Origin of the sequence: Clostridium swellfunianum (assembly GCF_023656515.1) — a bacterium.
Classification (GTDB): domain Bacteria; phylum Bacillota; class Clostridia; order Clostridiales; family Clostridiaceae; genus Clostridium_AT; species Clostridium_AT swellfunianum.
Genome location: NZ_JAMOFV010000006.1, coordinates 1,946,890 through 1,959,160, shown reverse-complemented (window position 1 = coordinate 1,959,160; position 12,271 = coordinate 1,946,890). Strand labels below are relative to the sequence as shown.

Below are 12,271 nucleotides of genomic sequence, written 5' to 3'. Positions count from 1 at the left end.
TATGAAGGTGATAGATTGAAAAGAATTAATTTACTAGACATAGATACATCAAACAAAATCGCAGCTGGTGAAGTTGTGGAAAGACCTTTTTCCGTGGTTAAGGAGCTGGTTGAAAACAGTCTTGATGCAAATTCTAAAAATATAACTGTTGAGATTGCTGATGGCGGGCAAAAGACTATTAAGATTACTGATGATGGTGAAGGTATTCACCCGGAGGATATTGAGAAAGCGTTTCTTCCTCATGCTACAAGCAAAATAAGCCTCATAGAGGACATATACTCAATAAATACCTTTGGCTTTAGAGGAGAGGCTCTCGCAAGCATTGCAGCAGTTTCGAATACAATTTTAAAAACTAGGACTACTGATTTTGATTTTGGAAGTGAGATTTCAATTTCTGGCGGGAAAGTAAATAGTTTAAGAGAATGTGCCTGCAATGTTGGTAGTAGTATAGAGGTTAATGATTTATTTTATAACGTGCCTGCAAGACTCAAATTTATGAAGTCTACCCAGAGGGAAGCGGCCCTTATAATAGACATAGTTGAAAGGCTTGCCCTTGTAAACTCAAATGTATCATTTAAGGTTTACAGCAACAGCAATAAGGCTTTAACAACTTTCTCAAGTAATGATGTTACTGATACCATTCGAGCAATTTACGGTAAATCTGTTTATGAAAATATAATACCTATAGAAAAACATTCTGATATTGCATCAGTTCACGGCTATATAGGCAGCGCTGAAATAAGCAGGGGAAGCAGAAATAATCAAAGTATATTCGTAAATAAGAGATACGTTAAAAATAAGCTTATAACAACAGCAGTAGAAAATGCATTTAAATCCTTTTTAACAATAAACAAGTATCCATTTTTTGTTTTGTTTATTGATATTTTTCCTGAACTTATTGATGTGAATGTTCATCCAACAAAGTCTGAGATAAAATTTAAGGATGAGAGATTTATATTTAAGTTTGTGTTTGATGCTGTACATGAAGCTCTGCGGAAAAGTCTAAAAGACTCTTTTCGTATAGAACCTTTGAATTTAAATGATTTTGAGAGAGAAGAACGTAGTAATCTTAAATCTGTAGTTCAGATTCCTATAGATTTTAAATTAGATGTCAAAGAGCCTGGTATTGATTTTACTTCAAATAATGGTTTTGACAATACTAAAGAATTCATGAAAATTGAAACTAATAGAAATATTTATGGTGAAAGTATAGATACTCTGGAGAATGCTCTTTCTATTAAGGAAGCTTCGTATTCTTTGAATAAAGAACTTTCTGTTTACTTAGAGCAAAGTAAATTTGAAGCTAAACTTCCTGTTTTAAACATAATTGGACAATTTAACGATACATATATTCTTGCTCAAGGTGGAGAGGAGTTGTTTATTATAGATCAGCATGCTGCTCATGAAAAAATACTTTTTGAACAGTATACTGATAGTGTCAATAATAGAAAAGTTGTTGCTCAAATTTTAGCTTCGCCAGTAGTTATTGAGCTAAGCACAGAAGATTTTGTACTTTACTCAGAAAATATCAATATTTTTAAAACTACTGGATTTAATATTGATATTTTTGGACAGAATACTATAAGTATACGAGAGGTTCCTATAATTCTTGGAAACATTGAAATAAAATCTTTATTTTTGAGTATAATTGATAATTTAAAGGCTATGGGAAGTGGAGAGGCAGTAGAAGTGAAGTATAATAAGATTGCAACCCTTTCCTGTAAATCAGCAGTAAAGGCAAAGGATAAACTTTCTACGCTAGAGATGAAAGCGCTTATCGAAAGGCTTAGATTTATCAGAGAACCCTTTACCTGTCCGCATGGAAGACCAACTATTATAAAAATTACATTAACTGAACTTGAAAAGCGATTTAAAAGAATACAATAGAACCTGTAGTATGGAAGGAGAGGCAGTATGAAGGAATTGCTAATCTTGGCGGGTCCAACCGCTGTCGGCAAAACTGCTATTTCTGTTGAACTTGCAAAAAAATTAGAAGGTGAGATTATATCTGTTGATTCTATGCAAATATATAAATACATGGATATAGGTTCTGCTAAGATTGCAAAACAAGAAATGCAGGGCATACCTCATCATTTAATCGATTTTATAGAACCAAATGAGAGCTTTAGTGTTACTGAATTTAAAAAGCATGCAGAGAAAGCAATAGAGGAAATATATGAAAGAAAGCATTTGCCTATGCTGACAGGCGGAACTGGGCTTTACATAAATTCCTTAATTTATAATTATAGCTTTACGGAAGCTCAAAAGGATGAAACCTATAGGAACTATTTAACTTCTCTAGCAGATGAACGTGGAAAGGAATATGTTCATGGCCTATTAAGAGAAATCGACATAGAATCCTATGACAGACTTTATCCGAATGACTTAAAGAGAGTTATAAGGGCTCTTGAGGTCTATAGACTTACGGGTAAAACTATAAGCGAATACAGCAGAAATGAAGATATATACAATATACCTTACAAGGTTTATTATTTTGTTCTAACTATGGATAGAGAAAAACTCTATAATAGAATTAATTTAAGAGTTGATAAAATGATAGAGAACGGACTTATAGACGAAGTTATTAAATTAAAGGAAATGGGATATAATTCTGATATGCAGTCCATGAAAGGGATAGGGTACAAGGAAATTATGTTTTACCTTGACGGTAAGATAACTTTGGAAGAAGCAATAAATATGATTAAACAGGGGTCCAGAAACTATGCTAAAAGACAAATTACCTGGTTTAAAAAAGATGACAGGGTAATTTGGATAAACAAGGATGAATTTAATAATGATGGTGAAATTGTAGAGTATTTGATTCGAAAGTATAAAGAGTTAAAAAACTTATAACAATGAACAAGAGGAATTTTATAAGTTTTATAGAATATTTATCTAATAACATTTTATATGGAGGGGAACTAAATGAACAAAACAGCGAACAATCTTCAGGATATTTTTTTAAATGGGGCAAGGAAAAATAAAATACCTGTAACCATATATCTAACTAATGGATTTCAAATAAGAGGTCATGTGAAAGGTTTTGACAGCTTTACGGTAGTATTAGATGTTGACGGAAAGCAAATGCTCGTATATAAGCATGCGATTTCAACGATAACTCCTTTAAAGCCTATATTGTTTAACAATCAAAGTGGAGAAGATGATATATAATAAGGTTATACAAAAGATAGGTAATTAATTGCCTATTTTTTTTTTATGTGTTAAGATAGTTTAGTAATTTTATTTGCTGCATTTTATGGAGGTTTTTTTATGTTAGATATAACAGCTCAATTTCTAAAAAATAAATATAGAATTAACGATAATGTTTTAGACTTATACGAAAGAGCTCTCGAAGATATTAAAGGGCAATTTGAGTATTATGATAAAATAAGGGAATATAATCAACTGAAAGTTTTAAACGCGCTTCAAGAAGAAAGAATAAGCGATTCACACTTCACAAATTCAAGCGGATATGGCTATGGTGATATAGGAAGAGATGCTTTAGATAGAGTATACGCAAGAATATTTAACTGTGAAAGTGCCTTAGTAAGACCTCATTTTGTCAACGGCACTCATGCTATAGGGGCAGCTTTGTTCGGAAATTTAAGACCTGGAGATACGATGCTCTCTGTTTGCGGGACGCCTTATGATACACTTCATAATATTATTGGCATTAATAAAAATACCAATATTGGTTCTTTGAGAGAATACGGAGTAAAGTATAAGCAAATAGATTTAATAGATGGAAAAATTGATTTTGAGAGCATAAGAACAGAACTTGAGATAGATAAAACTATAAAATTAGTACATATTCAGCGTTCAACAGGATATGGCTGGAGAAAGTCTTTATTAATTTCTGAAGTAGAAGACATAATTAGCTTTGTTAAAACTATAAACCCAGAGGTCATAAGCTTTGTAGATAATTGTTATGGCGAATTTATTGACAAGGTTGAGCCAACAGATGTAGGCGCTGATTTAATAGCAGGATCACTAATTAAAAATATTGGTGGAGGAATTGCGCCAACTGGAGGGTATGTAGCCGGTAAAAGTCAGTATGTAAATCAGGCTTCTTATAGACTCACCATACCTGGAATAGGAGGAGAGTGCGGCTCGACTTTTGGAATTATGAGACTTTTATACCAAGGCTTATTTTTTGCTCCGCATGTATCAATAGAGGCTGTTAAAGGCGCTATCTTTTGTTCTAGGATAATGGAACTAGCGGGTTTTGAAGTACTTCCTAAGTTTGATGATAAAAGAAGTGATATAATTCAATCGGTTAAGTTTAATGATAAAATAAAAATGATAAATTTCTGCAAGGGTATTCAAGCTGGATCTCCTGTAGATTCCTTTGTACAGTGCGAACCATGGGATATGCCTGGGTATGAAGATCAAGTTATTATGGCAGCGGGCGCATTTATTCAAGGAGCATCCATAGAATTATCTGCAGATGCTCCTATAAGAGAACCATATATTGCATATTTGCAGGGAGGTTTAACTTTTGATCATGCAAAGACGGGAATATTGATAGCTCTATCAAAAATATTAAATTAATTAAAAAGAAGGAGAGATCTCCTTCTTTTTAATATGCTCTATATAATCCTGCAAGTTTGCCTATTATTTGGCAATCTTTTACTATAATTGGTTCCATAGTACTATTTTCAGGCTGAAGTCTTATGTAACCATCTTCTTTATAAAATCTTTTCAAGGTTGCTTCATTTTCGATGAGTGCTACAACTATTTCTCCGTTTTCAGCGCTATTAACTTTTTCTATTATAGCAAGATCCCCGTCTAGAATTCCGGCTTCAATCATACTTTCACCGGAAATTTTAAGCATAAACAGTTCTTTATTGCTTCTGATAAAATTTAAAGGTATAGAAAAAGTTTCCTCGATATTTTCTACAGCAAGAATAGGAAGTCCTGCAGTTACTTTACCTACAATTGGTATATCTACAATTTCGCGCTTTGTCACGCTTTCCTTCATGAGCTCTATAGCTCTTGGTTTAGTGGGGTCTCTCTTGATTAGTCCTTTCTTTTCAAGTCTTTCTAAGTGACCATGAACAGTGGAAGTAGACCTAAGTCCCACAGCTTCACATATTTCTCTTACTGATGGCGGATATCCTTTAGCTAATATAAAACTTTTCATAAATTCATAAATTTCTGTTTGCTTATTTCCTTTTACTTCTATCAAAAATTAACACCTCTCATTCGTTAATTAGATTATAGCATACAAATTTACAAATATCAAACTAGTGTTCTATATTTTTGTTGCATTATTAATTTGTTTCTGATATAATTTCTTGAGTATCTGGAAACTAATAGGTGAGGGTGATTTATTTTGAATAAAGCTGATAACAAAATGTTTAATAAAAATGATGATTTATATAGCTGCGATTTAAATTCTTCTAAAAGATGTAATAACTGCTGCAAATGTTTAGAGTTAGAGGGTTATGATATGAAGGCTATAGAAATTGACGACCTTTTTGATAATGATGATTTAGGCGAATATGAAGAGTTAGGTAAACTACATGATGAAGTAAACGAAGTGGATGGAACAGATGAAGAGCTTTGGAACTACATTGATGATATTAAAGATTTGAAGGATTTAATTGAGGAAGACTCTGAACTAAGCTTGCATGAAGAATATCCGGGATTATTCGTGTATAAAAAAGAAAAAGAAAATAAAGACTTAGAGTTAAATGAATAAAAAAGGAGAGAAGGTACTCTCTTTTTTTATTCATTTAGCGGATTTAATTTTACTGCTTCTCTTAGTCTGTCGTCATCCACGTGTGTGTAAATTTGTGTTGTTGAAATATTTTCATGCCCCAGAAGTTTTTGCAAACTCCTTATATCTACATTTCCGTATTTATACATAAGTGTTGCTGCGGTATGTCTTAGCTTATGAGGAGTGTATTTTGTACTATCTAAGCCGGATAATTTGATATATTTTTTTACTATTTTCTCAACAGTTCTTTTATTTATTCTGCATTTTCTTTCGCTTATAAAAAGTGCGTCTCTGTGTTCTTCTTTGATTTCCATTTGTGATCTCTCAATTAAATAGTCCGATATAGCTATAAGTGAAACTTTGTTTAGATACACAGTTCGTTCCTTATTTCCTTTACCAATTATAGTTAAAGTATCTCCTTTAATTCTTGAAACATCAATACCGCATAGTTCAGAAAGTCTAAGACCGCAATTTAAAAATAGTGTAACGATGCAAAAATCTCTTTTACTATATTTTTGGGTATCATCAATAGAGCTTAGGAGACCTTTGCTTTCATCAAGAGTTAAATATATAGGATTTCTTTTGTTTATTTTTGGTATTTCTAAGTCTGACGCGGGATTTTCATATAGAATCCTAGTCTTAGAATATAAATATTTGAAAAATGACTTTATAGAAGCTACTTTTCTTGCTCTAGCATAAGAACTGTTTGATCTAACATTTTCAACATAAGACAAAAATGCATATAAATCAGGAAGTTTTATACTCCTTATAAAATCATCATTAATATCAGTTATATAGATTTCGTCAAAATTTATGTTTGAAGGATACATACCTCGATATAGTTTTAAAAATTTAAAAAACAATGTTAAATCTATCTTATAAGCAGCTGTAGTATTGTTCGATTTTCCTCTAATAACAGATAAGTAATTTAAAAACTCTCTAAGTCGTTCGGGTAGATTTGAATAAATAGAATATGTATAATTACTTGTTATGCTATTCTGAGTAAAGTTGTAATTAGAGCTTAAGTTTGAATTAACATTAAAAACGTTATCATCAGCACCTGGCACATTAGTACTTTTTTCTTTAACGTTATCGATAGAGTAGCTAGTTTTAGTTAAACCGAGTTCTTTAAAAATAATCTGAATCTGCCTTGTGCTAACATTGAAAAGTTTAGCTATCTGGGATGTGGTATAATTATTTTTATAAAGCTTATAAAAGTCTTCAATTACTGATGAATACAACTTATTTTTAAGTTCGTATTTTAAAATGTTTATTGTTTCCTTTTCTTCAGGCTCCAATTGGGTATTATCAATTCTAGTCTTCACGGTGATATCATAGGATACTGAGCAATATCTGTTAACCATAGTAAAACCTCCATCCATAATCTAATTATACCCTATTATATTTCGTTAGTAAAGACAATTTCGCTAAATATACATTTAGCGAAGTATGAAAACGCGAAGTTAGTGTAATAAAAGCTATAAATTTAAATTTCTAGTATAAATTTATACTTATATCATGTTTTGAACTATAATTCCAAATTGTATAGCATAAGTTTTGTTTTTTATTTATTATTGTTGCGAATAAAGTTAACATTATAATAATTTTGAAAACAGGATTGCAAAAGACAACTTCGTAAGAAGCTGCCTAAACCTGTTATTTCCCAAATTAGGTGTAGTAGGTCGAAATGTTTTAATTCGCCCCTATAACCTCTATAATGAGTTTTGGCACATAACCGTAGGATAATTTTATAATAAGCAATAAACTGACTTGTTTTATTTGTTTTTTTTGCATCCTTTATATGATTTATTAATAAATTTATGTTTATGTCTGTTATGATAATAAAAGTAATGACCACTCCTAAAAAGAGTGATCATTACTTTTAAAGTTTAGATAAATATATCGTCACATTCCTCAAAGAATCCATTTTCGTACGGCCTAAAGTTATCTGCTGGGCAATTTGATATAGGCATCATATTATCATAAGCTTTAGTATTACATTTTTCATTGCATTTTGATTTTTTCTTTTTCGACTTAAGATAATGGTTGCAAGGTGGGCTCGATATAGGTTGCTGCATCATAATAGGCATCTGTATCGGCTGAATCACAGGTTGCACTAGCAGTTGCATCTTCGTAGGTTCCATAACAGGTTGTATTTTAAGTTGTAATGTTATAGGTTCCATTTCTATTGAACCCATTTTAGGTTTTATATTTAGCTCCATTGTACTTGGTTCCATCTTAGGTTGAAGATTTAATTCCATACTTTGAGGTTGCATATTAGGCTGAATGTTTAGTTCCATACTTTGAGGCTGCATATTAGGTTGAATATTTAATTCCATATTGTTAGGCTGTATATTTGGCTCAATGCTTACTCCGAAATTCTGGGGCTGAACCTGTGGTTGTATATTGAGTTTAATTGTAGTTGCATCCATTACAGGTTGAATTTTTACCTCTTGAATAGATTGGGGAATGACTTGGGGCATTTGAATTGGCGCTGTTTTATCCATTCTGTACATCATCATAGGGCACATCATTGGGTACTGGCAATCGTCGAACTCCTCTGTTTCATAATCATAATTGTCAAAGTCTTCTGTTGGATAGTTTGTATACATTACTTTCCTCCTATAAATAAAAGCTACATCACTTCATTATATGAAGCTTTCATAATAGTGTTAAATGTTTCATAAAAAATAACCTCTGTTTTCACAGAGGTATTGCTATTAAAATTAAAAGGTGTTTCTATATAAAAATTTATATATATTAAAGAACACCTTCACTCTTTTTACATATTTGTCAGTTTCTTTAAATGGTATATAATGAAGATTTTTACCATCTTTTGAGTGAGTCTCGTCAGCAAGCCATTTCTGTACGTTACCCCTTCCACCATTATAAGCTGCTAAAACTAGATCCATATCTCCGTCAAATTCTTTCTTAAGATTATCTAAATACCAACAGCCCATTCTTATATTATATTCAGGTTCTTGAAGTTGCTCGGCTGAAAAGTTTTCTAGCTTCATTTCCTTAGCGGCCCATTCTCCAGTAGAAGTTGTTATTTGCATAAGGCCAAATGCGTTTTTTGAGGACTTTGCTTTTGGTCTAAAGTTACTTTCAGTTCGTATCACAGCAGCAACTAAATAAGGATTTAAATTATATTTCTGCGAGTAGTTTTGAATATGCGCGGAGTAATATAGAGGAAAGTATAGTCTAGCGATTTTGCCAGCATTTATAAGTAATATCACTAGAATCACTACTACAAAAGAACGTATAAAAATTTTTGTTTTCATATCGTTACCTCAAATTCATATAATTTATTTAAAACGACTTCAAATTGTTCTTTTGTACTCTCAAAATTTCCTCTGTTGTCAATAATGAAATTTGCATAACTTTTCTTCTCATCAAGAGGCATTTGAGCCTTAATCCTATTTAAAATGTCTTCATTGCTTAGTTTGTCTCTGGTAAAAACCCTGCTTATTTGAGTTTGAAGGTCTACCCACACTACTATATTGACATCCATGTCGGTATGGAGCTTAACCTCTATAAGTGTAGGCGCATCGATAACGCATATTTTTTCCCCAGCTTTATTATACTCTTCGATTCTTTTAAATATCTCCTTTATTATAAAAGGGAGAGTTATTTCTTCGAGTTTTTTTCTTAGAGATGTGCATTTAAACACAAGATTTCCGAGCTCTCTTCTTTTTAAATTGCCCTGTTCGTCAAAAATATTTTCTCCAAACTGATGTCCTATTTCCGTTTTAGCTTCAGGATATATATTAAATATTTCTCTTGAAATAATATCGGCATCAATGACGGGTATATTATGCTGCAAAAATAAATTCGATACAGTGCTTTTCCCGCTGCCGATTCCCCCTGTCAATCCTACCTTTAACATAATATCACCACAATCAAAAATCTACTTTGCTTCGTACCAGGTATCTCCAATATTTATATCGACCTCAAGAGGCACTCTTAAGTTAAATACCTGTTCCATTTCTTTTTTTACTATTTCCTGAACTTCATTAATCTCATTCTTGTAAACATTCAATATAAGTTCGTCATGAACCTGAAGGATCAAAGTACTCATAAGATTCCTTTCTGTAAGTTGCTTATGAACATTAACCATAGCAAGCTTTATAATATCTGCTGCACTTCCTTGAATAGGTGTATTCATAGCAAGTCTTATTCCAAGAGCCTTAACCACCTTGTTTGATGAACTGATTTCTGGTATGTATCTTCTTCTGTTCAAAATAGTAGTAACAAAGGATTGGTCCTCTCCTACCCTAACTATGTCTTCCATATATTTTTTCACGTTAGGATATCTTTCGAAATAAGCATCTATATAGTTTTTTGCTTCTTTTTTAGTTACTTTTATATCTTTCGCAAGACTAAAATCCCCTATACCGTATACTATTCCGAAATTAACTGCTTTTGCTCTGCTTCTCATTAACGAGGTTACTTCTTCAATCGGAACTCTGAACACCTCAGAAGCAGTTTTTGTGTGAATGTCGCTGTGGTTTACAAAAGCATCTATTAAGTTTTCATCATCAGCTATGTGTGCAAGCACTCTTAACTCGATTTGAGAATAATCCGCTGATAAGATTACACTATTTTCGTTGTTTGATACAAAAATCTTTCTTATCTCTCTTCCCATTTCATACTTTATAGGTATGTTTTGAAGGTTTGGCTCCGTACTTGAAAGCCTTCCAGTTGTAGTTACAGCTTGATTTAGGCTCGAGTGAATCTTGTTATCAAAATCAATTACATTCTTAAGGCCTTCTACATAGGTTGAATGTAGTTTTGTAAGCTGTCTATAGTAAGTTATCTTATCTATTATAGGATGTTTATCTGAAAGCTCCTCTAAAACCTCTGCATTTGTGGAATAACCCGTCTTAGTTTTTTTAACAACAGGAAGATCAAGCTTTTCAAATAGTATTTTTCCAAGCTGTTTTGGTGATCCTATATTAAATTCATCGCCAGCTAATTCGTAAATTTCCTCTTGTACTTTATCTATTTCACTCCTAAATTTTTTTCCGAGTTCTTCTAGTTTTTCTTTATCTACCTTAAAGCCTTCTGTTTCCATAAAAGCAAGGACTTCTGTTAAAGGTAGCTCAACCTCATAAAAAAGCTTTTCCATGGAAAATTCATGCACTTTCTCTTCTAAAGCTTTTTTAATTTGTGGAAGATATGTAATAAACTTAACGTAAAGTTCTTCACCTTCACCTATTATATCAATTTTTAACAATTCTTGTATAAGTGTTGTTAATTCATACTCTCCCTTTGATGAGTCTATAAGGTAAGCTGCAATTTTTGTATCAAACGCAACTCCTTTCAATTTAATTCCATACTTTCTAAAAACAAGAAAGGTTGATTTATTATCGTGTCCAATTTTCATCAAAGTTTTATCTTCAAAAATAGGTTTTAGGACTTCTACTAAACTCTTTTCATCTTCTTCTTTAAGTTTTTTAAAATCGACCACATAATATTTACCTTGCGAATTTATATAAATTCTATTTATATCTGCTTTCGAATATATATGAAGATTCTCTGTTTCTAAGTACATGAAAAGTTCTTCCTTAATATTTTGTGCAGCTTTATTAAGTTTCTCTATAGTATCTACCGTCTCATACTCTACAAGCGCCTCTTCAGTCCTGCTTGTTGGAGTTTCACTTATCTCCACTTGAGGAAGTTTATCCAAAAGAGACTTAAACTGAAGCCTAAAAAACATTTGTCTTAAAGCAGTTATATCATATCGTTCATTTGACTTAATAGAATCGAGATCTATGTCTATTGGCACATTGGTTATTATCGTAGCAAGCTTTTTGCTAAAGATAGCCTGTTCTCTGTACTCTATAAGATTATTCTTTATCTTTGCACCAGATATGTTGTCAATATTTTGCAGAACATTTTCTACACTTCCATACTGCTGAATAAGTTTATAAGCAGTTTTTTCTCCGATTCCTGGCACTCCAGGGATATTATCAGAGCTATCTCCCATAAGTCCTTTTACATCAATAAACTGAGTAGGGGTAACACCAAACTCTTCTACCATTCTATTGGAATCGTAAATTTCTTTTTCGCTCATTCCTTTTTTGGTTATAACAACCTTTATATTGTCTGAAGCCAGCTGAAGTGCATCCCTGTCTCCTGTTACTATGTATACTTCAATATCCTTTTTCTCTGCAAATTTTGAAAGAGTGCCTATAAGGTCATCAGCCTCAAAGCCATCTATTTCGAATATATTTATAGACATAAGCTCTAAAAGTTCTTTAAGTACTGGAAATTGCTCTCCTAGTTCAGGAGGCATTTTCTTTCTTCCTGCCTTATAGTCCTTGTATTCCTCATGTCTGAAAGTAGGAGCCTTTCTATCAAATGTACAAACTATGTAATTAGGTTTTATTTCTTCTTGCATTTTAAAAAGCATAGCAGTAAATCCGTATAAGGCATTTGTGTGAAGTCCTTCAGCATTTGTGAGAGGCGGCAGAGCGTAAAATGCTCTATTCATAAGACTATGTCCGTCTAATATTATTAATCTTTCTTTTACCATCTAAAATC

11 protein-coding genes are annotated in these 12,271 nt (G+C 32.2%); 5 read left to right on the top strand and 6 right to left on the bottom strand.

Features of this window, described 5'->3' with window-relative positions:
- The first annotated feature begins 15 nt into the window (after positions 1–15).
- The 4 genes from mutL (at position 16) to NBE98_RS08940 (ending at position 4,551) form a co-directional block, all read left to right on the top strand.
- Complete coding sequence (gene mutL / locus NBE98_RS08955) at positions 16–1,887, top strand: DNA mismatch repair endonuclease MutL (protein ID WP_250814605.1); 1,872 nt, start codon at positions 16–18, stop codon at positions 1,885–1,887.
- Positions 1,888–1,914: 27 nt separating this feature from the next.
- Entirely contained in the window at positions 1,915–2,853 is a 939-nt protein-coding gene (miaA, locus tag NBE98_RS08950; RefSeq protein ID WP_250814604.1) for a tRNA (adenosine(37)-N6)-dimethylallyltransferase MiaA, read from the top strand.
- 72 nt (positions 2,854–2,925) lie between these two features.
- On the top strand, positions 2,926–3,171 hold the full coding sequence (hfq, locus tag NBE98_RS08945) for an RNA chaperone Hfq (RefSeq protein WP_250814603.1): 246 nt from the start codon (positions 2,926–2,928) through the stop codon (positions 3,169–3,171).
- Positions 3,172–3,270: 99 nt separating this feature from the next.
- A complete protein-coding gene (locus NBE98_RS08940) occupies positions 3,271–4,551 on the top strand; it encodes a methionine gamma-lyase family protein (protein ID WP_250814602.1) in 1,281 nt (426 codons plus the stop codon).
- 28 nt (positions 4,552–4,579) lie between these two features.
- On the opposite strand, the gene lexA is transcribed toward NBE98_RS08940, so the two are convergent.
- Complete coding sequence (gene lexA, locus NBE98_RS08935) at positions 4,580–5,188, bottom strand: transcriptional repressor LexA (RefSeq protein ID WP_284703616.1); 609 nt, start codon at positions 5,186–5,188, stop codon at positions 4,580–4,582.
- A gap of 147 nt (positions 5,189–5,335) precedes the next feature.
- Between lexA and NBE98_RS08930 the strand changes: the two genes are divergently transcribed.
- Positions 5,336–5,704 (top strand): hypothetical protein, encoded by a 369-nt coding sequence (locus NBE98_RS08930; RefSeq protein ID WP_250814601.1) that lies wholly within the window; start codon positions 5,336–5,338, stop codon positions 5,702–5,704.
- A 26-nt stretch (positions 5,705–5,730) separates the two neighbouring features.
- Here NBE98_RS08930 and NBE98_RS08925 read toward each other — a convergent pair whose 3' ends face one another.
- From NBE98_RS08925 to polA, 5 genes are all read right to left on the bottom strand, one after another.
- Entirely contained in the window at positions 5,731–6,714 is a 984-nt protein-coding gene (locus NBE98_RS08925) for a tyrosine recombinase XerC (RefSeq protein WP_250817514.1), read from the bottom strand.
- 897 nt (positions 6,715–7,611) lie between these two features.
- Positions 7,612–8,334 (bottom strand): hypothetical protein, encoded by a 723-nt coding sequence (locus NBE98_RS08920; RefSeq protein ID WP_250814600.1) that lies wholly within the window; start codon positions 8,332–8,334, stop codon positions 7,612–7,614.
- Between the two features lie 114 nt (positions 8,335–8,448).
- The gene (locus NBE98_RS08915; RefSeq protein WP_250814599.1) at positions 8,449–9,006 is read right to left on the bottom strand and encodes a lytic transglycosylase domain-containing protein; all 558 of its coding nucleotides are present in this window, start codon (positions 9,004–9,006) and stop codon (positions 8,449–8,451) included.
- Positions 9,003–9,611 carry a dephospho-CoA kinase gene (coaE, locus tag NBE98_RS08910; protein ID WP_250814598.1) on the bottom strand — a complete coding sequence of 203 codons (609 nt, stop codon included), beginning with the start codon at positions 9,609–9,611 and terminating at the stop codon, positions 9,003–9,005. Before coaE ends, NBE98_RS08915 begins: the two co-directional genes overlap by 4 nt.
- 21 nt (positions 9,612–9,632) lie before the next feature.
- Positions 9,633–12,263 (bottom strand): DNA polymerase I, encoded by a 2,631-nt coding sequence (gene polA / locus NBE98_RS08905; protein ID WP_250814597.1) that lies wholly within the window; start codon positions 12,261–12,263, stop codon positions 9,633–9,635.
- Positions 12,264–12,271 lie beyond the last annotated feature (8 nt).

Excerpts from the sequence above, each read along its gene's own strand:
- hfq (WP_250814603.1), top strand. The coding sequence starts at position 2,926 with ATGAACAAAACAGCGAACAATCTTCAGGATATTTTTTTAAATGGGGCA.
- NBE98_RS08940 (WP_250814602.1), top strand. The coding sequence starts at position 3,271 with ATGTTAGATATAACAGCTCAATTTCTAAAAAATAAATATAGAATTAAC.
- NBE98_RS08920 (WP_250814600.1), bottom strand. The coding sequence starts at position 8,334 with ATGTATACAAACTATCCAACAGAAGACTTTGACAATTATGATTATGAA.
- miaA (WP_250814604.1), top strand. The coding sequence starts at position 1,915 with ATGAAGGAATTGCTAATCTTGGCGGGTCCAACCGCTGTCGGCAAAACT.
- NBE98_RS08915 (WP_250814599.1), bottom strand. The coding sequence starts at position 9,006 with ATGAAAACAAAAATTTTTATACGTTCTTTTGTAGTAGTGATTCTAGTG.
- coaE (WP_250814598.1), bottom strand. The coding sequence starts at position 9,611 with ATGTTAAAGGTAGGATTGACAGGGGGAATCGGCAGCGGGAAAAGCACT.
- polA (WP_250814597.1), bottom strand. The coding sequence starts at position 12,263 with ATGGTAAAAGAAAGATTAATAATATTAGACGGACATAGTCTTATGAAT.